Here is a 26,926-nt window from a genome sequence, read left to right on the forward strand (position 1 = left end):
TCATGTAATTACGATTCATTCAAGGGGGATAAAAAAGTATGCTCGCACCCTGTGCACTTTGCCACGCATTAACCTTTCTATTACCGTCTAAGAATTGTTGCTTCATCCTCGCTTCCTGGAATTTCTTTACATCATTATTTTCACTATAAAATTGCTTTTTAATGCTTTTCTTGGCATCAAAATAAGTCTTCTCTTGCCCATTATTTAAATAAATTGGCCCAACGGATATCTCGAAAGGATCACCTCCCAGTTCTATGACGGGTATATTTTTATTACAAGCCAATTCATGTACTATTCCTTCAACCGTATTTTTCCTGAAATAACCCAGGCTGGCCCATGCAAGTAAAACTAAATCAACACCATCCAACATCTCTTTAAGTCTATTTTCATCTGTTGTAGCAAACTCAAAATACTTTTCTACATTCGTGTATTTATTGTGCCTTTTTATCCCCTCCTCAGCCGCATCGACTTTATTTTTTCCAATATCATCAAAAGTATAAAGAACTTGCCTGTTCAAGTTAGATAATTCAACATCATCTCCATCAACAATTCTTAACGTTCCCACACCAGCTAACGCTAATTGCAATGAACACCAGGTTCCCCATCCCCCCATACCAAGAACTAAAATTCTACTTTCTTTTAATCTTTCTTGATACTTTATAGAATTTATATTCTCGTTATCTATTAAAGAATATTGAAGAAGTTGCCTGTCGTATAACTCAATTTCCTGTGATGTAAGAATATCTGAGAATATTGCGTTATCTTCAATAAGCCCAAATGAATTTAATTTTTCAATAAAATTGACGATTTCATGCTCATTTATTTTATACCCCATATGTGAAATTTCTTTTATTATTCTTGGGATCGTATGAAAACCATCAAGTTTAGATAAAACAACTTTCACCCATTCTGGCGGATTTTTAATAATTTGAGATTTCTTAGGCACTTCACCTATACAAATATCACCATCATCAGAAAGGATGATGTGATGAGAGCGCTTAATTAACGGCTTAGTAATTCTCATATTAATTTCCTACAAAAGCCGCCATTAGGCGGCTTTTATCTAGTTCTTATTCGAGTTCAATGGATTCTTCTTCAGTGTACATAGCTTTTTCTTCGCTGATAGAAGAGATACGTTCTTCGAGTTCTACGAAAGACATTTCTTGATTCATGGTATATACCTCAATTAGATTATTACGTTATGTTTCCCAGTGTTAACCATTTAATTACAACTAGCTAACAAACAAATTAATAATATAAAAATAATTAAAGTCAAGAATTTTTCTTAAACTCTAGAAAAAATATCAAGCTATGATAGTTTCTTTTCAAAAAACATGATAATTTATAAAGAGTTATATGATACTAAGCTATTTAAGTCATTCTAATAATTACAAATAGTAATCATCAAAATGACAAATGGTTTTTGAAAAAAATAATTTCATTAAATAAGTTATTTCCATTTAATATTAAAAAAAGCATTAACAGTCTAAATAATAAATCTATTTGTAATTTCTTAAAAATATATTTGAAACTGACTTCCTATCCTATTGGGTATTTTTATTTATCTTTATTATCAGGGGTAAATATAATAAGAAATCAAACTGGCTGGGACAATTACGCCGATTTTAGGATTGATTTATACCCGATAGATTTCAAGATGGATCGCGACGAATGGTCATAAATAACTGGCGTTGTAATCTGTTTATCATCATATCACCTCGCTAAATGGTACATTTTTATTTCCGTATACTCCGCTCCTTGAATCAATTGCAGAACAAAATTTAATCACACCTATTTTTTTATTATCTTGTTGATGATACGTTTAAATTACAATTAAAATTTCATGAAATTATTTAGATAAATTTAACTATAAATACCCTTCGAATAAAATTTAATAAAACGGTCAAACATAACAACATCAAAAGAGATAACAAGATAATAATTCAATCACAGATTGAATAAATCTATCTGATATACATATCGCCAAACATGAGCAATTGATTAAAAAAATTATATAAATGATATTTTATAATGAAAAAATTTAACTTATCTATTAATTTAAACATTCACTTAAGTATTTAACACTATAATATGGAACTAAATATTTCACTATCATCTGACTTAAATCTCCTTGCAAGTAAATAGTGGCGGTATCTCAATCATAAGTATACACATCAGCAAACTATTTTATGGCTACAAGCACATTATCTTTATTCCCTTACTGTTAACCATTGAATAAACCATGTAGAATAGATGAATATTTTCTGAGTACGCCGCATCTTAAGAAACAATTAATTTTACCTTTTTCAATCAGCAGGTTTTTCAAATGCATCAAACCGATGTTACTGAGCGTTCGCTCTTTTCATTAAGCTGGCCAATTTTTATTGATATTCTTCTCCATCTGGTCACTTTATTAATTAACACCTACATGGTGAGCCATGTTTCTACTTCTTACCTAGCCGCTATGGCAGTTGGTAATCAAGTATTTGACCTGTTTATCACTATCTTCAATTTTATCAGCGTCGGTTGCAGTGTCGTTATTGCTCAGTACATTGGTGCAGGCAAACGTGATAAAGCCAGTCAGGCAATCCATATTTCTATTGCATTTAACTTCTTGCTTGGGTTCACTTGTGCGCTGATTACTATCTTCTTAGGCTATAAGATCCTACATATCATGAACATGCCTGAGCATCTAATGAAAGATGGTTTTAGCTATCTGCACATTCTGGGTATTTGTCTGATCCCTGAAGCGATTTCGATTATTCTGGCAGCTTGCCTGCGAGTTTATGGGAAATCCAAAGTAGCCATGTATGTCACGTTGATTGCTAATTTGCTGACTGTACTGGGTAATATGATTGTCCTGTATGGCTTCTTCGGGTTGCCTAAATATGGTCTGGAAGGTGTCGCCTGGTCTACGGTCTTTGGCCGGATTGTTGCTGTGATCTTGTTATTCTGTCTGCTCAGTTACGGCTTGCGGATTAAATTTACGCTGTCGGGTTTCCTACTCTGGTCAAAGAGTATGTTGGGTAAAATCTTACATGTCGGTTTACCCGCTGCGGGCGAAAACGTTGTGTGGATCTTACAATATATGGCTGCCATAGCCTTTATTGGCTTGATGGGTGAAACCGCACTGGCAGCACAAACGCTCTACTTCCAACTATCGCTGTTTGTTATGTTATTTGGTATCTCCATCAGCATTGGTAATGAAATCATGGTCGGCCATCTGGTCGGTGCCAAACGGTTTGAAGACGCTTATATTCGTGGCCTCAACAGCCTGAAAATTGGCTGTATCGTGACCGTTGGTGTTGTCACCGCTTTCTGGCTGTTCAGAATACCGATCTTGCATTTTCTAACGCAAGACGAATCCATTATCAAACTTTTATTGCCATTATTCTTACTGTCTGTATTTATGGAGCCTATCCGTACTGCAAATATCGTTATGGTAAACGCATTGCGCGCATCCGGTGATGCCCGTTTCCCGTTATATACTGCCATGTTCTTTATGTGGTGTGTGGCTATTCCGGTGGGATATTTTCTTGGGATCAAGATGGAAATGGGTATCTTAGGTATTTGGATCGGTTTCTTCTGTGATGAATGGCTCCGTGGGTTCATTAATACATGGCGTTGGAAATCCAAAAAATGGCAAACCAAACGATTAGATATTTAATCAACAATCACTAATCATCAAAAAACAATAAAAAAATAATGGTGATAAGAAGCAGGATGTTGCTAACTGCTCATTATCACCATTTATACCCGTTATCTTTCAAGTTGCCTCTTTGTTGGCTGCTCTCACCCCCGGTCACATCGTTATCTATACCCTTCATCTTTCAAGCTGCTGCTTTGTTGGCTGTGTTCACTTACCCCAGTCACAGAGTTATCTATGCTCCTGGGGATGCGTTCTCTTGCCGCCGCCCTGCAACTTGAAATCTATTGGGTATAGGCTCCCGGGGATTCGTTCCCTTGTGCCGTCGCGATCCATCTTGAAATCCATTGGGTATATACATTTAATTAGCGGTTATTAGCAGTTAAATGTTCTTCTTTACCATAATGCTCTGAACGTGGTCCATAGAGTAAACCTCGGTTACCACCCGCTGTCAGTAGGCGATAACTTGTAATACCCGCAATTTCATGACCTTTATCCGTAATGGTATTCGCGATTTGTGAAATTACCGCTGACACTAACATTCCAATAAGATTACTATTTGAATTATTTTGATTTTCAGTCGATGAAGCGACAGCCCGGCCACTCCACAGTTGCTTGCCACTACGCAGGTCCACCAACTTGGCTGAAGCGGTTACCCGGGTATCACTGTTAATAATCTGATATTGCGTACCGTATTCTTCAATATCCAGATAGAGCGCTGAATCTGCACCAAAAATTTCATGCAGTTTTTTATAACTGATATTTTGAGCATCCTGCCCCACTGTCACGCCATTTTGCTGCAATGTTTCTTCCACAACAGCAACCGGTAAAACATAGTAGCCAGATTCTGCCAGTGGATAAGTCACTTGAGAAATCAGGCTGTGCCCTGCCTTAACTTCCAGAGATTTATTTACCGCCGGCAATACTAGAATAGATTTTGGTTTGCTCTCTTTAAATGCAGTGTAGTCATAAGGGACAGATTTACTACACCCTGTTAGCACAAATGCAGCTAATAAACTTAACGCCACAAGAACACGGTTCATTGCATAGTTCCTTTATTTTTACTTAATAAAAAGTCCATAAATAGCGCTGATTCAGGAAACAATGTTTTCTCTGCTTCAAACTGATGGAACGCTTCTGAAACACGACCGGTCTTGCTATAGAGCAAACCCATCTGTGCATGCAACCCAGGCGGTACTGGTTTAGCTTTCGCTTTCGCTTTTTCAATTACTTGCTGCAAAGCCTGTAGTTGCTCGTCAAATCCCATCTTGTCCTGCTGATAATACTGATAAATTGTAGGTTCGTATTGACCCCACTCATAAATCGTTTTTGGTTGATTGACACAACCTACCAGGACCGTCGCGGCCAGTAATAAGCCCATTTTTTTCATTAATATCATGAGAATATATCCCTAAATTTCTTAATTAGATGGCTTCCATGCACCGGTTTCAATGCTTTCAACCAGGCTATTTACCGCTTCACGAATTGCCAAATCCAGCACTTTACCATTCAGAGTAGAATCATAGCTGGCAGTACCACCGAAACCGATAATTTCACGGTTAGATAATTTATACTCACCAGCCCCAGCTACAGAGAAAACCACTTCAGATGTTTCCACATTCACGACATTCAGCATGACTTTTGAATAAGCCACTTGGGATTTACCCCGTCCGAGCAGGCCCCATAACTGATGATCACCAACTTCTTTGCGGCCAAATTCAGTCACATCTCCGGTAATGACGTAGTTAGCCCCTTTCAGTTTCTGCGACTTGCCTTGTAAGCCCGCTTCGGCTCTCAGCTCTTTCATATTGGTACGTTCCAGAACTGTAAAGCGTCCGGTCTGCTGTAAGTGCGTGATTAAAATCGTTTTAGATTGATTACCCAGACGATCAACGCCATCAGAAAAAATCCCGTTTTGATAACTGGAACGATTTTCAAACTTACCGATAGCAATTGGGCTACGAACGCCTTGATATACCGTGTTATAAGAATTAACTTTCTGTACTTGAACGGTATTGGAAGATTCAGTTGCACACCCGGCTAATATTGCTGAAGCCAAACAAATTGAAGATAAAACCAATTTACCTTGCATAAAAACCTATTCCTGCATAAAAAATTATTCGTCTATCTACCTGATCTCAACGATAAGATGAAAAAACTGGCAGATAACATTTCCACTAAAATTCATTTACATCAGAAATTATTATGAATAAGCTGGTGCTGTGTGACCAGCACTTTATGCCAAAACAGTGAAAAAACATCTGTTATATCACATTTTTATTAATTACTTTTATTCACTTAGTGGATAAACTCACATTAACTTAAATTTCAATATCAATATTTCATCAATATTGATATTATTAATTAAACTATTCGCATCTAATGCCACAAATATCTGTTTATTAATGAATGAATATCGTTCAAGAATAACCAGTTAATTAAGTTAAATACGTAAAAAAGCATTTTTCAACATGTAATAACATAATCGAGACAAATATGAATAAGGGAAAATCGTTATCCAATTTGATTTCACTATCTCCACTTATGAAAAATGCGGTATATACACATAAGCCTCTGACAAAAACCACCAGAGGCTTAGAATTTTTTTAAACATCCTTTCTCTCCGCCGTCTAATACATTATTTTTGCTAGTTACCCGGCTACTTCTTGCATAGATTGAGAGAGGCTTCTGGATTCAGCCAATAGTCATCCCCGAAGATACTTTCAATGTACTGCCCGACAAACGACCAAATGGATTCATACCAAAGTACTGAATCACCAGCTTTTTCAGTCGTGAGATCCGCATCGAGGAGATACCATCCCCTGATAATTTGCTTGAAATAGCCTTTCTTGACGAGAAGAGTACGTTGCTTATCCGTGATTGATTTGGAACTGAGCACATTGCCCACAGCTGCATCACTCGCCGCTTTCAGGGCTTCTGCTAACCTTTCGTTTCCAGTTTTTGCCATATTTCCCCCGTCAGATACTCAATAATTAGTTTTTATGAGAATGCAAAATTAGTTTTTACGCGATTACATTTATAGCTTTTACGAGCTTGCATTTCTATCTGTTGTGCCAACCTCAAGTAAACAAAGAGTTTATTGAGTACACGGGTCACCGAACTGATGAAAGCATCCCCAGGAGCATAGATAACTCTGTGACTGGGGTAAGTGAACGCAGCCAACCAAGCAGCAACTTGAAGGATGAAGGGTATAGATAAGAAATCGGGAACTATGTTGCCATACCATATCAATCCGTAAGCTGATTAATATCTATCCTGAACGAAATCAACGAATAATTTTGAATATTACGAATACGGGCACAAATAAATTATCGCGGTTTAATTTCTACCAAATCAAATATTAATTAAGGAAAAAATTAATCCGGTTCAAATATACCACCATCTTATTATCAATAATTCCGTAACATAATAATAAAATAATTTTAATATCATTTTTGATTTTGAAACAAAATTACCCATATTTAGCAACAAAATACTCTTTATGATAATATGGATAATAATAACCTCAGGTAGTTTATAACTCATCAATGCAGTGGGTTCTCCTCGATACCCAGGAATGTTTTGAATGAAAAACGAGCCGGGCTATGAAAACAATTTCGCCTTATTCATCAAGGTGTTATTGCATCAGAAGTAAAGCAATGTCGTCATTCAAAAAATAAAGGAGAAGACCGATGCAGGTCAGCAGAAGAAGTTTCTTCAAGATCTGTGCAGGTGGTATGGCGGGAACAACAGCCGCCGCGCTGGGATTTGCTCCATCCATTGCGCTGGCTGAAACTCGCCAGTACAAGCTACTGCGCTCACGTGAAATTCGTAATAACTGCACTTATTGCTCTGTTGGCTGTGGCATTCTGATGTACAGCCTGGGTGATGGTGCGAAAAACGCCAAAGAAAGCATTTTTCACATCGAAGGTGATCCGGATCACCCAGTCAGCCGTGGCTCTCTGTGTCCGAAAGGTGCCGGAGTGCTTGACTATATTCGCAGTAAAAACCGCCTGCAATACCCCGAATACCGGGCTCCGGGTTCTGATAAATGGCAACGTATCAGTTGGCATGAAGCCATTGAACGGATTGCTCGTTTGATTAAAGATGACCGTGACGCCAATTTTATTGAGAAAAACGAAAATAATGTCACCGTCAACCGCTGGCTGACAACCGGTATGCTCTGCTCCTCTGCCGCCAGCAATGAAACCGGTATCCTCGATCAGAAATTCACCCGCGCAATGGGCATGATCGCTATTGATTGTCAGGCGCGTCTTTGCCACGGCCCAACAGTATCTGCGCTGGCGCCAACGTTTGGCCGTGGTGCCATGACCAATAACTGGGTTGATATTAAAAACGCTAACGTTGTCCTGATCATGGGCGGAAACGCAGCTGAAGCGCATCCAGTCGGGTTCAAGTGGGTTATTGAAGCCAAAATTAAAAACAACGCCCAAGTGATTGTGGTTGATCCACGTTTCAATCGCAGTGCTGCGGTAGCGGATTTCTACGCGCCAATTCGTGCCGGTTCAGATACCGCTTTCTTACTGGGCGTGATCCGCTATTTGATAGAGAATAATGCTATCCAATCTGAGTATGTTAAAGCTTACACCAACGCCAGTTTAATCATTCATCAAGATTATCAATTCGAAGATGGCCTATTCAGTGGCTTTGATCAAACCACCAAAAGCTACGACAAATCCTCATGGCATTACGAAACCGATGAGCAAGGCTATGCAAAACGAGATGACACACTATCTCATCCACGTTGTGTATGGAACTTACTAAAAAATCACGTTGAACGTTATACTCCAGAACAGGTTTCCAGCCTGTGTGGGACTTCAAAAGAAGATTTCCTCTACATCTGTTCCCAACTGGCAAGTACCGCAGTCACCAACCGCACCGCAACCATTCTCTACGCACTTGGTTGGACTCACCATACTGGCGGCGCTCAAATTATCCGCGCGGCTGCTATGGTACAACTACTGTTAGGTAACGTAGGAATGCCGGGCGGCGGTGTAAATGCATTACGTGGTCACTCCAATATTCAGGGCTACAGTGACCTCGGTTTACTGTCTCTTAACTTACCCGGCTATCTGCCTTTACCAAGTGAAAAACAGGAGAATCTCACAACCTATCTGGCACAAACAACGCCGAAAACCATCGTGCCAAATCAAGTTAATTACTGGAAAAATACGCCGAATTTCTTTATCAGTTTATTGAAAAGCTTCTGGGGGGAGCACGCCACAGCAGAAAATGACTGGGGTTATGACTGGCTCCCAAAATGGGACAGAAGCTACGATATCATGACACAAGCTGAGTTGATGGCTCAGGGTAAAATGAATGGCTACATTGTCCAAGGTTTTAACCCTCTAGCGGCATTCCCAGATAAAAACAAGTCCAGTAAGGCACTATCAAAACTGAAATATCTGGTCGTGATCGATCCGTTGGTCACAGAGTCATCTAACTTCTGGCAAAATCACGGCGAGATGAATGATGTCAATCCAACTGATATTCAGACCGAAGTTTTCCGTCTGCCCTCCTCCTGTTTTGCAGAAGAAAACGGATCAATTGCTAACTCAGGTCGCTGGCTACAATGGCACTGGGCCGGCGCACAACCACCGGGAGAAGCGCTGCACGACGGTAAAATTCTTGGCAAGTTGTTGCTACGTCTGCGTGAACTCTACCGAGCAGAAGGTGGCGCTTACCCTGAACCGATCATGAATCTGTCATGGGATTATCAAGATCCTGAAGATCCAAAACCAGAAGAAGTTGCCCGTGAAGCCAATGGTAAAGCCTTAGCAGATATTAAAGATGAAAACGGCAATATCATGCTGAAAAAAGGCCAGCAACTTTCCAGTTTCTCTCAACTAAAAAATGATGGCACCACCGCCAGTTTCTGCTGGGTCTACACCGGTTGCTGGACCGAAGAAGGCAACCAAATGGCACGCCGCGATAATTCAGATCCCTCTGGACTGGGTTGTACTCCGGGTTGGGCCTGGGCATGGCCGCAAAACCGCAGAGTGCTCTACAATCGTGCATCGGTTGATCCACAGGGCAAACCGTGGGACCCAAATCGTCAGTTAATCAAATGGGATGGTAATAAATGGGATGGCTTTGACATTGTTGATTACAGCAATGCCGCACCGGGAACCCATGTCGGACCGTTTATTATGCAGCCAGAAGGGGTCGCTCGCTTATTCTCCATTGATAAAATGGCTGATGGCCCTTTTCCTGAACATTACGAACCCATTGAATCACCTATCGGCACAAATCCACTTCATCCAAATGTTATCTCTAACCCGGTTGCGCGGATCTTTCATTCTGATGTCGCTTATATGGGAGAAGCCAATGAATTTCCTTATGTTGCAACCACTTACTCCATTACCGAATTGTTCCGTCACTGGACAAAACATGCCCAGCTTAATGCCGTAGTTCAGCCCGAACAGTTTATTGAAATCGGTGAAAAGCTGGCGGCAGAAAAAGGCATTATTCAGGGGGATGAAGTCAAAGTGTCTTCCAAACGCGGTTTTATCAAAGCTAAAGCCGTTGTTACCAAACGAATCCAGCAACTGACTATTAATGGTCAGCCAGTTGAAACCATTGGTATTCCTTGCCACTGGGGTTTTGCCGGGGCAACCCGCAAAGGTTTTCTAGCCAATACGCTTACACCTTCCGTGGGTGATGCCAATGCACATACACCGGAATACAAAGCGTTTTTAGTGAATGTGGAAAAGGTATAACAGGAGCGAAAATTAACCATGCAATCTCAAGACATTATTCGTAAATCCGCCACCCATTCCTTCACTCCAGCCCCTCGTGTCCGCGATCATCAGGAACAAGTGGCAAAACTGATCGATGTCACCACCTGCATTGGCTGTAAAGCCTGTCAGGTGGCCTGTTCAGAATGGAACGATATCCGTGATGAAGTGGGTTTTAACGTCGGTGTTTATGATAATCCTACCGATCTGACGGCTAAATCCTGGACCGTGATGCGCTTCTCTGAAGTGGAAGAACACGGCAAACTGGAGTGGTTGATCCGTAAAGATGGCTGTATGCACTGCGCTGATCCGGGTTGTTTAAAAGCCTGCCCGTCAGAAGGTGCCATTATTCAATATGCTAACGGCATTGTGGACTTCCAATCAGAACACTGTATTGGCTGTGGTTATTGTATCGCAGGCTGTCCGTTCAACGTGCCGCGAATCAATAAAGAGGATAACCGAGCATACAAATGTACCTTATGTGTTGACCGGGTCGGTGTTGGTCAGGAACCCGCCTGTGTGAAAACCTGCCCAACTGGGGCCATCCATTTCGGCACCAAAGAAATGATGAAAGATCTGGCATCCGAACGGGTCACTGAATTGAAAAGTCGTGGTTATCAGAATGCCGGTTTATACGATCCTGCTGGCGTTGGAGGAACTCATGTGATGTATGTTTTACATCACGCAGATAAGCCACAGCTTTATCATGGCCTGCCTGATAATCCAACCATCAGCCCAACCGTGACTTTCTGGAAAGGCATCTGGAAACCACTGGCCGCCGTGGGTTTTGCCGCCACCTTCGCCGCTAGCATTTTCCACTATGTTGGTATTGGCCCAAACCGCACCAGCGAAGAAGACGAAGAACGTGCTCGTCAGGATGATGAAGCGCCTGAGAAATCCACTCATGGGGAGGAACAGAGATGAAAAAGAGGCAGAATGTTATTCTCCGCCACTCACCCATTGAGCGAGTAAATCACTGGGCGGTAGTGCTCTGTTTTCTATTTACTGGGATCAGTGGGTTAGGATTCTTTTTCCCATCTTTTAACTGGTTGATGAATATCTTCGGTTCGCCCCAGTTAGCTCGGATACTGCATCCATTCATCGGATCAGTCATGTTTTTCTTATTTACTTTTATGTTTTTCAGATATTTCAAACATAACTTTATCGACAAAGAGGATATTGTTTGGCTAAAAAACATTCACAAAATCATCAGGAATGAGGAAGCTGGCGATATCGGTCAGTACAATCTGGGTCAGAAAGGGATCTACTGGTCTATCAGCATCTGCCTGATCTTACTGGCAATCAGTGGTGTGATCATCTGGCGTCCCTATTTTGCTGATTTCTTCTCTATCCCGCTGATCCGGCTTGCGCTTCTGATCCATTCTCTGGCTGGCGTTGGCCTGATCCTGCTTATTCTGATACATGCCTATGCCGCGTTTTGGGTGAAAGGCTCTATCAGGGCAATGGTTGAAGGCTGGGTAACTCGCGGCTGGGCGAAAAAACATCATCCTCGCTGGTACAGAGAAATTCGTCAGAAAGAGCAACAGGAAGAGAAAAATCCTTAACGCATTTTTCTGCTGAATTTACATGAACCATGCTATTTGAATAACCAATAGCGATATTCCGGCATGGTTCTTTTATCTGCAAAGTTGACATCCGCTGAAGGACGGGGTTTTACGGCTCATTGGATAAAGGTAGTGAAAAGCTTCGATATTTTACATTTAATCAATATAAATAATTATTTTATTCTGTTATATTCCTGTCTCGCCTATTTAACGTAATAACTTCACCATTATTCTTTTACAATTACTTGTTTTTTTCACTTAAATTTTCCTTTTCGCTGTCTATCAGACAATGAAAAGAAATGAAAATCAATTAATTACAATACTTCACTATGCAATATATGCTATTAAAAAACGATTTCTATTTTTCGCACATAGCTGGTCAATTACTCTGTAAAGGTAAAATGATTTCCATCTATCTTCTTAACAATGCTAAATAAGAAAGAGATTTATCTGCATAGTGAACTACCATCCAGATATAATGAAAAACCTGCAAAAAATAAGGTTGCTGCATCACATCATGCAGCATCTCTTCCCCATAACACCTACATTTTTAACGGAAATAATAAGCGAGAGCCATTATGGAAACGGCAAAAAATAATCATGCCATTATCTCAGATTCCCCCGCAGCAAAACGGGCAAACATGACCGAAAGTGAATGGCGAACAGCCATCAAGTTCGACAATATTGATGTTGGCTGGGTCATCATGAGCATCGGCATGGCAATTGGTGCAGGTATTGTATTCCTGCCGGTTCAAGTCGGCTTGATGGGATTATGGGTTTTCCTGCTGTCATCAGTGATTGGTTATCCGGCAATGTATCTGTTCCAACGACTGTTTATCAATACGTTGGCGGAATCCCCTGAATGTAAAGATTACCCCAGCGTTATCAGTGGTTATCTCGGTAAAAACTGGGGTATTCTGCTAGGTGCACTCTACTTCGTGATGCTGGTGATTTGGATGTTTGTTTACTCAACAGCCATCACCAATGACAGCGCTTCCTATTTGCAGACTTTTGGTGTCACGGAAGGTCTGTTGTCTGACAATCCACTCTACGGGCTGGTATTGATTTGTATTCTGGTAGCCCTCTCATCCCTTGGGGAACGGCTGCTGTTCAAATTATCCAGCGTTATGGTGCTGTCTAAACTGTTTGTTGTCGCAGCATTAGGCTTATCCATGATCGGTATGTGGCACTTATATAATGTCGGCGCACTGCCTCCACTAGGAACGCTGATAAAACAGGCAATCATTACACTGCCATTTACCCTGACTTCTATTCTGTTTATTCAGACCTTAAGCCCAATGGTTATCTCTTACCGCCATCACGAGAAAAATCATGAAGTCGCCCGTTACAAGGCATTAAGAGCGATGAATATCGCCTTTGGTGTCCTGTTCTGTACGGTCTTCTTCTATGCAGTTTCATTCACCTTAGCAATGGGACATGATGAAGCCGTTCAAGCTTATGAGCAAAATATCTCCGCTCTGGCGATTGCCGCAAAATTCTTACCCGGTGGCTGGGTAACGGTTATCAGTGTCTTACTGAATATCTTTGCTGTCATGACCGCTTTCTTTGGTGTCTACTTGGGTTTCCGCGAAGCGACCCAAGGCATCGTTATGAATATTCTGGCGCGTATCATGCCAACAGAAAAAATCAATGAAAACTGGGTACAAAAAGGCATCATGGTTTTCGCTATTCTGCTGGCCTGGGGAGCGATCATCCTCAATGCACCGGTACTGAGTTTCACTTCCATCTGTAGCCCAATTTTCGGTATGGTCGGTTGTTTAATCCCAGCTTATTTGGTCTACAAAGTGCCAATGTTGCATAAATATAAAGGCGTTTCTCTGATCCTGATTATTTTCACTGGATTTTTATTATGTATCTCACCATTACTGGCATTTTCCTAAATTGAAATAAAGGCAAAACGCAGTCTGATAACAGGCTGCGCTTTCTAAATTGGTTTGATTACGATTAGAGTCACGAAGTGCGAAGGTAGGGGAGGATGTCAAAGGGATATACCGTGTTATGTACATCGATAAGTTTGAGGAAGCTGTTTGTGTTCTTCACTGTTTTGTGAAGAAAACTCAAACAACACGCCATCAAGATATTGAACTAGCAAAAAATCAACTCAATGCATTAATAAAGGAGTGTAATCAATGAATAAGCAATATACCAGTATGTGGGATGCACTCGAAGATACGCAACAACTAGCTGAAAATATGAAAGTTCGCTCACAGTTGGCGAGAGAATTATCTGCTCACATCAAGAAAAAGGGATTGAATCAAACAGAAGCAGCAAAACTGTTAAATGTCACTTAACCTCGCGTTTCAGATCTAATTAACGGCAAAATTAATTTATTTAGCATTGATACATTGATCAATATGATTGTCACAATGGGTTTACACATATCAAACATTGAAATTTCAGAATAAATTGCAGCTTATTAAGAAAAAAAGATCCAATAACACCGTTCAAAATTATTATCCAAAAAACCGTCTGATGCAATTCTTTAACCCTTAAATATTGAGCCAACGGGCAAACAACTATGAGTTTATTCGGAAAACAAGAAACAGTTGAATTCAAGTTTATTAGCGGACACAATGTGCCCACAACATAACAGGAGGATATTATGCAAACAAGTATTAAGACACGAATCTCCGAAGAATTGAAAAGCAATGCTACGACTGTCCTGCATGATTGTGGCCTCACTGTCAGCAGTGCCATCCGTCTATTCTTAGAGCAAGTTGTACAATATCAAGGATTACCCTTTGAAATTAAACGACATCCTTCTGCTAAAACGCTGACAGCCTTACTAGAAGCCAAGGAACTGGAGGTAAAAGCAGAACATCGTTATCACTCCATAGAATCTATGCTCAAAGGACTGAATGATAAGCAATAAGCGAAATAAATTACCCCGTCGGGTAGAATATACACCCAATAGATTTCAAGTTGCAGGGCGGCGGCAAGTGAACGCAGCCAACAAAGCAGCAGCTTGAAAGATGAAGGGTATAAATATGCTCTTCAATAATATAGGTCAATACCTAGAACCTAGTTCATAAAGATAAGATTAACAGATAAAAACGAACTATTTATTTCTAGAGATGGCATCACTAATTAATAAAAAAATATGAAAGTGACCGTTCCATCGGTCACGCAACTCAATCATAAACCCGTTTATACATCCTCCTATTTAAGCTGTTATCAATTAACAACCAAATTTACCCAATGTTGCTTCCGCAATCGGGATATATTGGTCTGTTAATTTATTAATATTAATCTTGGTTACAGGGGAACAACAATCAAGGAAAAACCAGTTTATCGGTGTATCCAATATTGAAGCTATCTGCACCAAGTGGGATAAATTAATTCGGTTTATCCCCCTCTCATAACGTGAAAGTTGTTGTTGGCTAATACCGATTTGTCCTGCCAATTTTACTGCGGTCATACCTAATTCTTTCCTTCTTTTCTGAATACGCTTCCCTACTAATAGATGATCTTGTTTCATTTTCAACCCAGCCTTTAACTTAAAAAAACACCCCATTTATGGCATTGCCAAAATAATTGCTCCTGATCCTGAGAATGGTCCGGCTTCCACTCTGCCGTTTTTCTGTAAAATCGATTTCACGGTAACGGGTACAGTTCCTCCAGCCGGTACAAAAATAGGGACGCCTTGTTCGCCTTTCCGGTCATTTAATAATAATTGAGCTTTCAAGCTCCCATCACCTCTCAAAGGTACAACGCCCCGATCTGGCCCAGTCGCGGTCACGACAATATTCATATCCCGATTACAAGTGACATTGATATTTTCAGATCGGGTTGCACCTTCCAATTTTGCTTCATCAATGTTGCCGTAGTTAAGTTCAACTGATCCTTCGCTGACCTGACAAAAACCAATCGGCGGGGGCGCAACACCACATAAAGAGCCAGGCAACAGCCTTCCCCTAAAACCATTACGATCTGTTTCATAAAATAGCCCGACACATTCCTGGTGAGACTGAATCGCCGGACCAACATGTTTTGCAATCCCAGTGATCGGAAAACTTGTTTGTTTCAATATCACCTGCTGGACTTGTTTCATTGTCCGGTATCTTTCTACTCGAATATTGAATAGTCTAAATGGCTGCCCTGAATAACCATTTACACTATGACGATGGTTAACAGATATCCAACAGGCAGCATAGCCATAACAAGGATTCGGCGTAAAATCGTCTTCTTCATCCCAGCGTTCAATGACAAAGGTATAATATGCATTCGTCGGAATACCTTCAGATTTAGTGATATACGAAAATATTGACGCCACAGCCTCTGATGAGAACAGCGATAAAAGCACCAAACAAACAGGGAATAACTTTTTCATTTAAGTTACCTAATAATAGTGCAATTAGTCATAATCCAGATTAAACGTTGCAACAGCATGAAATGCACCACGTTTAATCGTCTGGTTGGCGATTGCAGTCGGTTCAGCCTGTACATACGCTCTCAATATAATCAAGGTGTTACCCTCTTTTAGCGGATATGTGTCCCCTTCTTTATTCAGCGGCAACCGTTTGCCTTCAGCTGTTTCCATACCAATAGCAATCCCGGAAGCCTGACTACCCGCTCCTAACGCTAATAAACCCGGCAACTGTGTATTCTCTGTGCCACTGAATGTCAGCTTAATAGATTTCCCTACGCTGATATCGCATCCAAATAGCCTTAGCTGAAAAGGCTCGCTATTAGTCCGGCCATGCTGGTACAAGTATTTTTCGGCAATGGTTCCAAAATCGAGTTTGATGTCTTCATCACCCGCTTGAATCGTGCATGGCTCTTCAACTAATGCACCATAAAAACGCATATTATCCGCCGCCTGTACCGCCTGATTGCAGTAGACCGTGGTAGCAATAACCATAAAACCAACGCGCAACACGAATAACTTAAAATATTTCATTGGCTTTCCTTTCACTGGTATTCCGCCAGTAATGTCGCCGTTACTTCAAACGCCCCTTCCGGCAATGCACTTCCCGGTTTTTTCACAGGTACAGCCTGTATTACCGGCTGTTTCTGTGATGTCACTGGAATACGCTTGTTAAGCGTGAATGCTTTGCCATCCAGAGTCAGACGGATGCCCAAATTAGTGATATTGGTTTTCAAGGCGGCATCATCAAATGAGGTTTGTGGTCCAATCACTGTCAACCCTAAACTCCAGCCAAAGGTATTAGGCACACAGACCAATTGATAATTCACTGGCTGGGTATAATTCACCCCATCCACCTTATGTATTCCAACATTGTGACCAAAATAAACATCAATCATATTGCCGTCATTAATAACGCAAGGGGGTGGTTCAAGTAATGTGCCATGAAACCACATATTATCTGTTGCCTGCCCCGGCATTACACTGATCAAACCTAGGCAAACAGTCCAAAAAGCACGATAAATCAAGTGATTCATCCGTATCTCCTGTTCACTGGTACTCAACCATCATCGTGGCTCCAGCGCCAAAACTGCCGCCTTTCAATACCGCAGTCATCTCTTTTACTGGCACCGCATGGAGTTCAGGAAAATTGGGATAAGTAAATTTCATCCAATCATTCACAGGTAATTTCCGTCCGTTATGAATAACAGCAACCCCAAGCCCAGCCTGATTAGTTTTTAGTGCGGTCCGATCAAAACTGGCAGTGTTGCCCGATATCATCATTTTCATGGCATTGGCCGGCATCTTTTCGCACGTCACCGTGTATTTAACTGGCTTCATGTAATTGACCCCATCAATCTGGGTAATCATCACTTCACCAAAATCCACATCAATGGTATTACCATTATTTATCTCACAAGGTGGCGGAGCGATAACAACCCCATAAATGTTGACCGGCGTTTTACCTGAAGGATCATTCATCGGTATTGCCGCTACATTTATCCTTTTTGTCGGTAAATCAGCCTGAGCACTGACACTTAACAAACCACCAAGCAGTAATATGCTCAGTTTTTTATGTCGGTAATACGGTCTTTTTATTCGCGGAAACCTAATCATAATTCACCCTGAAATCAACAACTGCCCGGTATTGTCCGATTCCCAGTGCTCTCGGCGTCCGTACCGGCGTCACGTAATATTCCAGACTATCCTGTCCCGCTGCGACAAAACGCGGGCGCCCCCGTTCCCCCAACCGGATATCATTATTCTCACTATCCGTTATCTGTAACCCCAGCCCGGAAATCCCCATCACTCGCACCAGATGAGGATAATCCCGATCCGCTGGTGCCACAAAACTCACCGTCACCACCGGCTGCAAATGACTCCACGTCAGATTACCGGTCCGTGTATCACGCACGGCTCCTTTGGTCTGCAAACAGTCACGGAACTTCAATGTAAATGGTATCGATGTGCCTTTATCCCCTGGTCGGCGTAAATCACTATTCGGCGTCATCCCCAGATTCACTTCCTGCCATTCAGAGGTCATCTCGAGATGACATGCTGCCTCAGTCAGCATACCAAACACATGTAATTCACCATGGTGACCATTTAGATCCACTGCCCGCTTATCCACCGCTTGACTCACCGTCACGGGTATCAGCAGAATTGCCAACGCCAGCACACAGCCAGTCCGTGTTATGTTCATGGTCCCTCCCCGCTTCGCCCATCACGACGAACGCTTAGCCACCTGACAATGGTCCCCGGCACAACTAAAAGTCAGTTGTGGTCGGCCTCCATAATCATTGATATACGTTAACACTGGCGCACTCCCCAGTACCCTCGCACTACCGCTCAACACCGCACTGCTTTTGGGGGCCACCATCAACGGCTGAAAACCTGTCACGGTCTGTCCCTTAAGTTGGTTCGACGCATCCACTACGGTAATGTAATACGGTGTCGGGTTATTTACCTGATACTGGTCACCCTGCCGCGTTAGTGTCATTTTCTCCTGCCATGGGTTATCCAGAACGACGCGGCTAGCAAAAATCGCTTTTGGTCGGTAGAACAGTTTTATCCGGGTTTGCAACGCAATCTGTAATGTGTTCGGTTTCTTGCTACGTGGCGGAATCTCACGCAGATTAAAATAAAACAGACTCTCCCGATCCTGTGGTAACTGTACGGTTGTTGGCAATGACTGTATTTTCACCTGGCTCCTCGCTCCCGGCTCCACCCGCTGTACTGGCGGTGTCACCACTAACGGACCATTGATTTTGTTGCCCTGTTCATCCTCTATCCAACCCTGAGCCAAATACGGCAACTCTTTGTTCTGGTTGCTAATGTCCATACTGGTGGATTTGTCCTCACCATTGAACACTATCCTAGTACGATCCAGCGCAATGGCTGCCATTGCTTCACTGATCACTGATAGACTCAGGACCGCGATCGTTGCTGCATTTATCATGTTCTTCAATTTCATGCTCAAGTACTCATTCTCAAAATATGTCATTTCAGAATTAGTTAAGGGTCGCCGCCATCAGCTCTGGTGACGACGACACGGTATTCGTACTGTAGTCGTTATTACCGCTGGTCAATTGACACAGCAACAACAACGAAGCCATTTCTTCTACCGCCGGTAACTTGGGTGGCAACTCAATCACACATTGCAACTCACCATCCCAGCGCACATCCAGCTTCTCACCCGGATTTATCCCACTCAGGTAAGTACTCCCGCCATCATTGACGATACCAATTTCCCGTTTATCCTTATTCAGCACTGTTGCACCAAACGGTGGCGTATTCCCATCTGACAGACGGATCAATCCCATTGCCTTCTCCCCAGATATCACCTGGAATTTACGGTAGCCAATTGCGCCTTCCGTCAGTGTTGCCTGTTGTACTGAACGTATTGCCTCCACATTGTCGGGCAGTTTGTTCAAATCAATGCTCGCACTGTTGCGGTAGTAGTTATTCACATCAGGGATCACCGCCTTACCGAACATATTGGTATGGGCTATCGCGCCAAAACCTTTCACCGGTACGCCCCCCACACCCTCAGTATCCACCATTAAGCGAGTCGTCCCCGGCATATTGATGCGGTGCAGTGCCGCTCCTTCCGTTGTGGCGGTCACTCCTCCCTGAACAGAAAGTGCTGCCGTGGTGTAATGTCCATCCTGATAACTCGCACTTGTCGTCAATTGGGCGTGGTCACCGTAATGAGTGACGTAACCGTTAGCCACCGCCTTGCCGTCAATACTGGTACCTGCCGCTAAACGATAGTTATTGTTCTCATTAATCCGCCCGTAATAACCAACAGTGTTGGAATTACCTCTCCGATTAACCATTGCGTTATAGCTGATAGTTCCTGAATGTCCCCACGGCAAGGACAACGTCAAATACATGCCATCGTCATTCTTACCTTCATATTTATTACGATAAGCAGACAGATTCAGGTTAATATTCTTAAAGGTTCCAATAGCAAAATAGCGCGATACAGATAAGTTATAGCGATCATTATTCGGCCGATTCCAGTAAGTCTGATGGCTGTAGTTCAGGTAGGTGCTGATATCCAAAGCTGTGAACTGTTTATTCAGCATGATGCTATAGAGCTCTTTTCCACTCTCCGCATCACCATCGTGATAACGGCGATCCATATATTGACTCATGCTCATGAAATCACGCTCCGAGAAGCGATAACCAGCAAAAGTCACCTGGCTGTCGTACTCCTCAAAACGTTTGGAATAACTCAGGCGATAAGACCCTCCTATCAGAGTTTGATCCTCATCCGGTAAATGAGCGCGGGATTGCGTGACGTCAAAGGAAAGTGCACCAAAGGCCATCAGATCACGCCCTAGCCCCAACGACAATGCGTTATAATCTCCAGCCCCCAATATCCCGCCATACAGTGACCAACCATTGTTTATCCCCCAGGAAAATTCCCCGACACCAAAACCCTGGCCCTCACTATGGTGCTTCCAATTGGTCGGCTTACCCGCTGCCAGTTTGTACTGCACCCGGCCCGGACGAGTCAGATAAGGAATATTTGCCGTATCAATCTGAAATTCCTGTACACCGCCATCCTGCTCTTCCACTCGCACATCCAGTTTGCCACTGACCGCATTATTGATATCCTGAATACGGAATGGACCCGGCGCAACCTGAGTCTCATACAGCACCCGCCCTTGTTGACGAATAGTTACTTTGGCATTCGTCTTCGCCACACCTGTCACCTCCGGTGCATAACCCCGTAGGTTCGGTGGCAACATATTGTCATCAGTGACTAAACTCACCCCGGTAAAACGGAAGCTGTCAAAAATACCTGAATTGAGATAATCCTCACCCAGCGTCAGCTTGGCCTGCAAATGGGGTATTGCCCGGTACATGTAGTAACGGCTCCAGTCCCAATTCTTCTCTGTGCTACCTGCCCGGCCAGTGACGTGGTTATATTGTGCCTGCCAGTCTGCCCGCAAACGCCATGCCCCAAGGTTTATTCCAGTTGTACCATTGGCGCTAACATTCTGATTTTTGTTTCCCTTAGCCAGTTTGGATACTTGAGCGTTGACGTTGTAATCAAACAACATCCCCAATATTCCCTCATCCCAACGTGACGGCGGGTCCCAATCTGACGAGCTGTATTCAAGATAAGCCTGCGGTACGCTCAGATATAACGTATCGCTGCCCAAGTCTCCACGCGCCATCATGCCGGGTAGCGTTTTAATCTCCAGGCATTGATTGTTATTCCACCAAGTAATCTTTGATTCCCACTCCGCTTTCAACCCCAGTTGTTTCACCAAATCAGGCGATAGACATGCCACACTCTCTCTCAGATCATCTGGTGGTGCCATAAAAGTCACCGGCATCTCCGACAGTTCACTTTTATTCAGACGTACCATCATCTGGTAATCCCCTGGCATGATGTAACCAGCACGGGAAAATTCTTTTAAATCAATTCGCGAACGATCCTGAACATCTAATACATCCGTATTAAATTCAATTTCTTCTTCCGCATACGCAACATGCGTACCCATCAGAGCGAACAATACCAAAACAGTAAGAGATTTCAGTACACACCGAACCGAGACCACCTTGTCATATTCAGCGGTCAAACCCAAAAACAAAGCCATAACATTCTCTGATCGGTGATTAGTAATAATCCAGTCTGAACCGAACGGTGGTTCGATACTGCCCCGCCTGCAATAACTGGTGATTACCCACCAAACGCATCGCGTAATTAAGAGTCATGTGCCCTTCCTGTAAAACTCCAACCGGTAGTGGAGTTCCGGGATAAGCCTGATTGCCCTGTATATCCGTAATTTGCAACGCTACACCTTGTGTCACACCGTATAACCGGAAATTGTTGCCATCCGGCACACCATCAAACGTCACCTGAAAGTGGCGCCAATCTGGTTTATCCGATGTAGCAGAAGTGAATACACAGTTAATCAGGCGGATGGAAAAGGGACGCTCCGGCCCCTGTCCATCACGTATCACCCGACTTACAGGAATAGTGGCCAACTCAATCGTCTGGTCACGACTACCTGCATCAATCGCACAGGCCGTATCAATGATGGCTCCTTGCATGCTAACGCGGCCATACCCTTGCGTTCCTTGTAGAACAGTCACTTCAGCTGCACCAACAATGCAAGAAAACATTAGCAAGCAGGGCACCACAACGACGGCAACATATTGGTTCATGATATTTCTCCAGCTAAACTCAATACCTTTGATTAGGAAACGCTTATTCCCTGTAAGCGTTTCCATGCATGAAAGAGTTATTGATAAGTCAGTTGGAAATTGGCAATGCCAGTGAATTCACCGGGAACTACTGCATCAGGTGAGGTATCTCCCTGAAGATAAGCAGCAAAGTTGAGATCATTATTACCATCGTACAGCGCTATAGCTGGCGAAGGTGTGCCCAGTTTAATCTTATTCCCGCCTGCATCAGTGATCGCAATACCTGCACCTTTAGCAGTCCCTTCGATACCCAACAGGCCATCACCACCAGCTATACGGGATTTAGCACCAACAAATGTCGTTGTTACTGTACTTATGGTATCGGTAGTACAGTTTTCTAAAGAAATTTTGAACGACTTAGAGGAAGAACGGCCACCGCCTTTCAAAGCTGCGTTGGAAATAGCGCCCATTGGTACAACCTGATCAACCGTTTCCGGTGTGATAGAACAAGGTGCATCAATGATAGAACCCGTAAAAGTCACAGTTCCATGACCTTGACTAGGATTAGCTGCATTAACAGAACCCGCAGCTAAAACCACACCCAATCCCAGAGCCATAACCAATTTATTCAATTTCATGTAAGTTAATTCCTTGAATTTAAGGATAAAACACCTATAACCATAAAAAAATAGCAGTGCAGGATTTCAATTCCATGCACTCGATATCCAGCGCAAAATAGGGTTTCAAAATCTCTGATTAATATTTTTTAAAACCAAACAAAATGCACCAAACTGTTATATTTGGTTAAAAATACTAAACATTAATAATAATTAAAAATAATTATCCAAAATTTAATTAAACTTTGAATTTATAATCTGAGTCATTAACTAATACCTGATTGAATTTAGATGAACCAACTATTTTTTTACAATCAATAAATCATAAAACATGAAAAATAGTAAAAAATACTGAAAAAACTCTCTATATTATAAATAGTTAAATATTGGCAATCTGGCATTACACAAAATTTGACTTAAGAGGTGGTTTTGTAGGAACATATTTACAGTTTGGTGCATTCTGTTTAGTTTCTTTTTATTACCTAATAATTTCCAAATATATAATTACAAAGCTTACAAGCTGATATTTTCTATTAAAAAATGACTATTTATGACTATCTAAAAACGGTATTTATAGATTTTGTCCAAAATAAATAGAATTACCAGCCAATAATTTTATAAAAGTTCTATCAACTGATATATTCCGGTAGATTAATATTATTTTCTACCCATAACTATTTGCTCAAATTTCACAGGAACTATTTTCATGAAGAAGCGTAAATTCTTAACCAGACATGAAATTGATGCGATTTTAGAAAAAGCACGTCAGGGTCGTCATGCTGAACGGGATTACTGCATGTTACTCATGTGCTTCATTCATGGGTTTAGAGTCAGTGAGCTATGCAATCTAACACTATCCGATCTTGATCTTAGCTCGGAAATTATTCATGTCAGGCGATTAAAAGGGGGATTATCAACAATACACCCATTAGTACCAGAAGAGCTTAATGCATTAAATCAATGGCTTAACATCAGAAAGAGCTGGCGAGAATCAAATACATCGTGGGTCTTTTTATCACAAAAATCAGGCGCTATTTCACGCCAACAAGTTTATGGTTTATTAAAGCGCTATGGCAGGCAAGCATTAATCAGTATTTCACCTCATCCACATATGTTAAGACATGCCTGCGGTTATGCTCTCGCTGATCTGGGAAGGGATACACGCCTTATTCAAGATTATCTCGGTCACCGCAATATATCCCATACCGTTATTTATACAGCAAGCAATGTAAAACGATTTTCCAGAATATGGGAAGTTCCTGCAAAAGGGCTACTCGATTAAAATATCTAATTTTGATAAAAGACATTGTAATACTAGCGGTTATTTATTTTAAAATCCAAAAATATCATTTGATTATTAAAAATCCTCGTCCATATATTGATGAGGATTTTTCCATTCTCCAATATAATTATTAACATTATTAAGCACTATTTCTTATAAAGAATTTTAGAATAAATTTTTTAGAAATTAACAGATGATGTTATTATATAAAAATGTATATTTAACATATATGCCCAATAGATTTAAAATTGCAGCGCGGCGGCAAGTGAACGCATCCCCAGGAGCATAGATAACGATGTGACTGGGGTAAGTGAAAACAACCAACAAAGCAGCAACTTGAAAGATGACGGGTATATAATTAAATTAATAATCAATCTACATTCTCTCAGGATGTGGATAGATCGCTGGTTACAATAAGGACAATCACCACAAGCAACTAAAGGAAATGCATATTTTCTCGCCATGAGTATGGATATTGGCTAATTACTGAGATAACAAGAAAAAACAGCACAAATGGATTAGCGATTAAAAAACATGAGAATGATAAGGGAATTTACTCTCCCTGATTTTTCCTCAGGGAGAGGATGCTCTTATTCCATTCAATTTCACCGAGCAGTCAAATAATTAATGATAAAACTATCACTATCATGACTATTAAAAATTATTTATAAATAGACTAATGAGTCTTTTTCGATGAGAATTGCACATCTAGGAAATCCTCACCTAATTTATCATAATTTTTCACTTCACCTTTAAATGTAATAATATTATCTTGCCCACTACATTTCCCATTAGAAAGCATATTACAATCACTAGGAATATTCTTTTCTCTTATTCCAAGCCATTGAGAAAATAACGTCAGAAAATGTAACCCACTTCTCTGCTCCGTTATTTCTTCACGGTGATGGTAATCGCTGCCGGTGATAAAAAGTGGCACCTGAAAACTCTGTTTGTTTCTATCATTATGCGTCAGATTTTCCTGCTCTGTCCCTTTATCGATATAAGAAAGCCCGTGATCTGAAAAATACATCATAGTCCATTTAGAATGATGATGATTAGCCTCTGACGCAATTTCAGAAAGAAGATTGTCTGTATTATCGATACTTTTTACATAACAAGAAATTTCTTCTGACTGCAAAAATAGATCATATTTTCCATTCGTTCTGACGCACGCTTGAGGGTGAGACCCCATCAAATGAATAACAATAAATTTTTTCTTTTCCTCTGACGTTAACGCTTTTTTTATATAAGGCATTAACTTATCATCAGGTAAATAACGCCGATCATCAGAACTTCCACTTTTAAGGAAATTAAAGCTATCTGCCTGTTGCCCAATTAAAGCAACCGGAGAGTCAAAAGCACTCTTTATACCTTGGTTAGATATCCAATAGGTATAAAAGCCCGCTTTCTTTGCCAGCGTTATGATACTGTTGTTTAAATCGATGCTATTGTCGTTTCTTAAAGCCAGTGAATTCGTTAAAGATAGCTGAGTCGATGCCGCTGAAGAGATATAATTTGTAAATATTTTAGCATTGGCTTTATTCAGCCACGGCGTATTATTATAAGGGAAACCATATGTATTCATAAAATCTTTTCTGACACTTTCCCCAATCACCATGATATATGTTTCATATTTATTTTTTTCTACAATAGGCTGCCAGGAGTCTTTCTGTTTTATTATTTCAGCAAATTTGACTCTTTCTGAATTAACCTCATTATAGCTCTCAACTATATCACTAAAAAACCTAACTTCCGGTAATCCAGAGGCTAATAGATTAAAATCCGGATCGAAATCAGACTGGATATATCCTCTTACCGGTGACCAGAAAGCGGATAAAACAAAAAACAGGGAAAGAAATCCTACATGACTCTTCTTCAATGTTACTTTTACCTTTAGAGATAAAAGCATTAAAATCATGGTTACTAATACAACTAAATATGTAAACAAAGGAAGCCCACTGATAAATTCAATAGTCTCATTTTTATTAGTATATATTAAAGACCCTATTGAATTTATATCAGGATAACCATAAGTCAATCCTACTGGAGAATAAATCACCCCAATTAATCCAATAGCAAATATAAAGGTATAATATATTAAATAGCTAAAATTGGATAACAATATTAAGATTGAAAAAGCACTGAATACATATATTAATTTTAATTGATAGCCAAGGCTTAAATGAGCCAGCGTGATAAAACCAAATAGGCACATCAAAATGAAAGTTTCTCGAATTTTCTTACTCAACGGCATATTAACTCGTTTCCTTACTCTACGGAGAAAACACTAAAGCATTAATGATTATATCTTATCAAGATGGGTTATTTTGCGAAATGAGAATACCTTTAACTAATTAACTATCACCCTACATGAGATCAATTCCACCCATATTTTTATTCAACAAATCATGTTCCAAATTTCATCTATTCTTTAGATAACCTTAAGCAACATCACTCAAGCTTCTACACGAAAAGGTTAAGCGAACACATAAAAACACCCCAC

General features: G+C 41.2%; 25 protein-coding genes and 1 pseudogene. 9 read left to right on the forward strand and 17 right to left on the reverse strand.

All coding sequences use genetic code 11. The features are described from left to right. Positions 1-19: 19 nt before the first annotated feature. Together AM629_RS02810 and AM629_RS21780 are read right to left on the reverse strand one after the other, a co-directional pair. Positions 20-1,024 carry a HesA/MoeB/ThiF family protein gene (locus tag AM629_RS02810; RefSeq protein ID WP_083451859.1) on the reverse strand — a complete coding sequence of 335 codons (1,005 nt, stop codon included), beginning with the start codon at positions 1,022-1,024 and terminating at the stop codon, positions 20-22. A gap of 46 nt (positions 1,025-1,070) precedes the next feature. Continuing rightward, positions 1,071-1,172 (reverse strand): pantocin A family RiPP, encoded by a 102-nt coding sequence (locus tag AM629_RS21780; protein ID WP_071823668.1) that lies wholly within the window; start codon positions 1,170-1,172, stop codon positions 1,071-1,073. A 1,154-nt stretch (positions 1,173-2,326) separates the two neighbouring features. Here AM629_RS21780 and AM629_RS02815 point away from each other — a divergent pair. Further along, positions 2,327-3,667: an MATE family efflux transporter gene (locus AM629_RS02815; RefSeq protein ID WP_054475948.1), complete on the forward strand. Its 1,341-nt coding sequence runs from the start codon at positions 2,327-2,329 to the stop codon at positions 3,665-3,667. Positions 3,668-4,011: 344 nt separating this feature from the next. Here the strand turns inward: AM629_RS02815 and AM629_RS02820 are convergent, their stop codons facing one another. The 4 genes from AM629_RS02820 to AM629_RS02835 form a co-directional block, all read right to left on the reverse strand. Further along, on the reverse strand, positions 4,012-4,689 hold the full coding sequence (locus AM629_RS02820) for a DUF799 domain-containing protein (RefSeq protein WP_054475949.1): 678 nt from the start codon (positions 4,687-4,689) through the stop codon (positions 4,012-4,014). Next, complete coding sequence (locus AM629_RS02825; protein WP_054475952.1) at positions 4,686-5,045, reverse strand: DUF4810 domain-containing protein; 360 nt, start codon at positions 5,043-5,045, stop codon at positions 4,686-4,688. Before AM629_RS02825 ends, AM629_RS02820 begins: the two co-directional genes overlap by 4 nt. A 21-nt stretch (positions 5,046-5,066) precedes the next feature. Further along, the gene (locus AM629_RS02830; RefSeq protein WP_054475954.1) at positions 5,067-5,738 is read right to left on the reverse strand and encodes a CsgG/HfaB family protein; all 672 of its coding nucleotides are present in this window, start codon (positions 5,736-5,738) and stop codon (positions 5,067-5,069) included. A 567-nt stretch (positions 5,739-6,305) separates the two neighbouring features. After that, positions 6,306-6,614 (reverse strand): hypothetical protein, encoded by a 309-nt coding sequence (locus AM629_RS02835; protein WP_054475956.1) that lies wholly within the window; start codon positions 6,612-6,614, stop codon positions 6,306-6,308. Between the two features lie 724 nt (positions 6,615-7,338). On the opposite strand from AM629_RS02835, the gene fdnG reads away from it, so the two are divergent. From fdnG to AM629_RS02865, 7 genes and pseudogenes are all read left to right on the forward strand, one after another. Then, entirely contained in the window at positions 7,339-10,386 is a 3,048-nt protein-coding gene (fdnG, locus tag AM629_RS02840; protein WP_072161793.1) for a formate dehydrogenase-N subunit alpha, read from the forward strand. Positions 10,387-10,404: 18 nt separating this feature from the next. Then, the gene (fdxH, locus tag AM629_RS02845; RefSeq protein WP_054475958.1) at positions 10,405-11,328 is read left to right on the forward strand and encodes a formate dehydrogenase subunit beta; all 924 of its coding nucleotides are present in this window, start codon (positions 10,405-10,407) and stop codon (positions 11,326-11,328) included. Beyond that, positions 11,325-11,969, forward strand: coding sequence for a formate dehydrogenase cytochrome b556 subunit (gene fdoI / locus AM629_RS02850; RefSeq protein ID WP_054475960.1), 645 nt, complete (start codon positions 11,325-11,327; stop codon positions 11,967-11,969). Before fdxH ends, fdoI begins: the two co-directional genes overlap by 4 nt. 578 nt (positions 11,970-12,547) lie before the next feature. After that, entirely contained in the window at positions 12,548-13,870 is a 1,323-nt protein-coding gene (locus tag AM629_RS02855; protein WP_054475962.1) for an SLC5/6 family protein, read from the forward strand. Between the two features lie 106 nt (positions 13,871-13,976). After that, entirely contained in the window at positions 13,977-14,123 is a 147-nt protein-coding gene (locus AM629_RS21795; RefSeq protein WP_268794954.1) for a type II toxin-antitoxin system RelE/ParE family toxin, read from the forward strand. A 17-nt stretch (positions 14,124-14,140) separates the two neighbouring features. Further along, positions 14,141-14,395, forward strand: a pseudogene (locus tag AM629_RS25100) (helix-turn-helix domain-containing protein). Positions 14,396-14,592: 197 nt separating this feature from the next. Further along, positions 14,593-14,862, forward strand: a complete 270-nt coding sequence (locus AM629_RS02865; protein ID WP_054475964.1) for a type II toxin-antitoxin system RelB/DinJ family antitoxin — start codon at positions 14,593-14,595, stop codon at positions 14,860-14,862. 306 nt (positions 14,863-15,168) lie between these two features. On the opposite strand, the gene AM629_RS02870 is transcribed toward AM629_RS02865, so the two are convergent. The 10 genes from AM629_RS02870 to AM629_RS02915 all read right to left on the reverse strand — a co-directional run bounded on the left by AM629_RS02870 (position 15,169) and on the right by AM629_RS02915 (position 23,162). After that, a complete protein-coding gene (locus tag AM629_RS02870) occupies positions 15,169-15,468 on the reverse strand; it encodes a helix-turn-helix domain-containing protein (RefSeq protein WP_235525384.1) in 300 nt (99 codons plus the stop codon). A gap of 36 nt (positions 15,469-15,504) precedes the next feature. Beyond that, positions 15,505-16,320: an MrpH family fimbial adhesin gene (locus tag AM629_RS02875; protein WP_054475965.1), complete on the reverse strand. Its 816-nt coding sequence runs from the start codon at positions 16,318-16,320 to the stop codon at positions 15,505-15,507. Between the two features lie 24 nt (positions 16,321-16,344). Further along, positions 16,345-16,890, reverse strand: a complete 546-nt coding sequence (locus AM629_RS02880; protein ID WP_054475968.1) for a fimbrial protein — start codon at positions 16,888-16,890, stop codon at positions 16,345-16,347. 11 nt (positions 16,891-16,901) lie between these two features. After that, positions 16,902-17,393, reverse strand: a complete 492-nt coding sequence (locus AM629_RS02885) for a fimbrial protein (RefSeq protein WP_054475971.1) — start codon at positions 17,391-17,393, stop codon at positions 16,902-16,904. 13 nt (positions 17,394-17,406) lie between these two features. Then, on the reverse strand, positions 17,407-17,973 hold the full coding sequence (locus tag AM629_RS02890; protein ID WP_054475973.1) for a fimbrial protein: 567 nt from the start codon (positions 17,971-17,973) through the stop codon (positions 17,407-17,409). Further along, on the reverse strand, positions 17,966-18,559 hold the full coding sequence (locus tag AM629_RS02895) for a fimbrial protein (RefSeq protein WP_054475975.1): 594 nt from the start codon (positions 18,557-18,559) through the stop codon (positions 17,966-17,968). The genes AM629_RS02890 and AM629_RS02895 overlap by 8 nt, the downstream gene beginning before the upstream one ends. Positions 18,560-18,580: 21 nt before the next feature. After that, positions 18,581-19,330 carry a fimbria/pilus periplasmic chaperone gene (locus AM629_RS02900; protein ID WP_054475978.1) on the reverse strand — a complete coding sequence of 250 codons (750 nt, stop codon included), beginning with the start codon at positions 19,328-19,330 and terminating at the stop codon, positions 18,581-18,583. Positions 19,331-19,367: 37 nt separating this feature from the next. Beyond that, positions 19,368-21,974: an outer membrane usher protein gene (locus AM629_RS02905; protein ID WP_054475980.1), complete on the reverse strand. Its 2,607-nt coding sequence runs from the start codon at positions 21,972-21,974 to the stop codon at positions 19,368-19,370. A 19-nt stretch (positions 21,975-21,993) separates the two neighbouring features. Next, the gene (locus AM629_RS02910) at positions 21,994-22,545 is read right to left on the reverse strand and encodes a fimbrial protein (protein WP_054475981.1); all 552 of its coding nucleotides are present in this window, start codon (positions 22,543-22,545) and stop codon (positions 21,994-21,996) included. A gap of 77 nt (positions 22,546-22,622) precedes the next feature. Further along, positions 22,623-23,162: a fimbrial protein gene (locus tag AM629_RS02915; RefSeq protein ID WP_054475983.1), complete on the reverse strand. Its 540-nt coding sequence runs from the start codon at positions 23,160-23,162 to the stop codon at positions 22,623-22,625. Between the two features lie 685 nt (positions 23,163-23,847). On the opposite strand from AM629_RS02915, the gene AM629_RS02920 reads away from it, so the two are divergent. Further along, a complete protein-coding gene (locus AM629_RS02920) occupies positions 23,848-24,423 on the forward strand; it encodes a tyrosine-type DNA invertase (RefSeq protein ID WP_054475985.1) in 576 nt (191 codons plus the stop codon). Positions 24,424-25,099: 676 nt separating this feature from the next. On the opposite strand, the gene AM629_RS02925 is transcribed toward AM629_RS02920, so the two are convergent. Then, positions 25,100-26,677, reverse strand: a complete 1,578-nt coding sequence (locus tag AM629_RS02925; protein ID WP_054475987.1) for a sulfatase-like hydrolase/transferase — start codon at positions 26,675-26,677, stop codon at positions 25,100-25,102. Between the last annotated feature and the right edge of the window lie 249 nt (positions 26,678-26,926).

This window comes from Photorhabdus heterorhabditis (assembly GCF_001280945.1).
Taxonomy (GTDB): Bacteria; Pseudomonadota; Gammaproteobacteria; order Enterobacterales; family Enterobacteriaceae; genus Photorhabdus; species Photorhabdus heterorhabditis.

Coding starts and splice junctions, on each gene's coding strand:
- AM629_RS02810 (WP_083451859.1), bottom strand. CDS start 1,024: ATGAGAATTACTAAGCCGTTAATTAAGCGCTCTCATCACATCATCCTT.
- AM629_RS21780 (WP_071823668.1), bottom strand. CDS start 1,172: ATGAATCAAGAAATGTCTTTCGTAGAACTCGAAGAACGTATCTCTTCT.
- AM629_RS02815 (WP_054475948.1), top strand. CDS start 2,327: ATGCATCAAACCGATGTTACTGAGCGTTCGCTCTTTTCATTAAGCTGG.
- AM629_RS02820 (WP_054475949.1), bottom strand. CDS start 4,689: ATGAACCGTGTTCTTGTGGCGTTAAGTTTATTAGCTGCATTTGTGCTA.
- AM629_RS02825 (WP_054475952.1), bottom strand. CDS start 5,045: ATGATATTAATGAAAAAAATGGGCTTATTACTGGCCGCGACGGTCCTG.
- AM629_RS02830 (WP_054475954.1), bottom strand. CDS start 5,738: ATGCAAGGTAAATTGGTTTTATCTTCAATTTGTTTGGCTTCAGCAATA.
- AM629_RS02835 (WP_054475956.1), bottom strand. CDS start 6,614: ATGGCAAAAACTGGAAACGAAAGGTTAGCAGAAGCCCTGAAAGCGGCG.
- fdnG (WP_072161793.1), top strand. CDS start 7,339: ATGCAGGTCAGCAGAAGAAGTTTCTTCAAGATCTGTGCAGGTGGTATG.
- fdxH (WP_054475958.1), top strand. CDS start 10,405: ATGCAATCTCAAGACATTATTCGTAAATCCGCCACCCATTCCTTCACT.
- fdoI (WP_054475960.1), top strand. CDS start 11,325: ATGAAAAAGAGGCAGAATGTTATTCTCCGCCACTCACCCATTGAGCGA.
- AM629_RS02855 (WP_054475962.1), top strand. CDS start 12,548: ATGGAAACGGCAAAAAATAATCATGCCATTATCTCAGATTCCCCCGCA.
- AM629_RS02865 (WP_054475964.1), top strand. CDS start 14,593: ATGCAAACAAGTATTAAGACACGAATCTCCGAAGAATTGAAAAGCAAT.
- AM629_RS02870 (WP_235525384.1), bottom strand. CDS start 15,468: ATGAAACAAGATCATCTATTAGTAGGGAAGCGTATTCAGAAAAGAAGG.
- AM629_RS02875 (WP_054475965.1), bottom strand. CDS start 16,320: ATGAAAAAGTTATTCCCTGTTTGTTTGGTGCTTTTATCGCTGTTCTCA.
- AM629_RS02880 (WP_054475968.1), bottom strand. CDS start 16,890: ATGAAATATTTTAAGTTATTCGTGTTGCGCGTTGGTTTTATGGTTATT.
- AM629_RS02885 (WP_054475971.1), bottom strand. CDS start 17,393: ATGAATCACTTGATTTATCGTGCTTTTTGGACTGTTTGCCTAGGTTTG.
- AM629_RS02890 (WP_054475973.1), bottom strand. CDS start 17,973: ATGATTAGGTTTCCGCGAATAAAAAGACCGTATTACCGACATAAAAAA.
- AM629_RS02895 (WP_054475975.1), bottom strand. CDS start 18,559: ATGAACATAACACGGACTGGCTGTGTGCTGGCGTTGGCAATTCTGCTG.
- AM629_RS02900 (WP_054475978.1), bottom strand. CDS start 19,330: ATGAAATTGAAGAACATGATAAATGCAGCAACGATCGCGGTCCTGAGT.
- AM629_RS02905 (WP_054475980.1), bottom strand. CDS start 21,974: ATGGCTTTGTTTTTGGGTTTGACCGCTGAATATGACAAGGTGGTCTCG.
- AM629_RS02910 (WP_054475981.1), bottom strand. CDS start 22,545: ATGAACCAATATGTTGCCGTCGTTGTGGTGCCCTGCTTGCTAATGTTT.
- AM629_RS02915 (WP_054475983.1), bottom strand. CDS start 23,162: ATGAAATTGAATAAATTGGTTATGGCTCTGGGATTGGGTGTGGTTTTA.
- AM629_RS02920 (WP_054475985.1), top strand. CDS start 23,848: ATGAAGAAGCGTAAATTCTTAACCAGACATGAAATTGATGCGATTTTA.
- AM629_RS02925 (WP_054475987.1), bottom strand. CDS start 26,677: ATGCCGTTGAGTAAGAAAATTCGAGAAACTTTCATTTTGATGTGCCTA.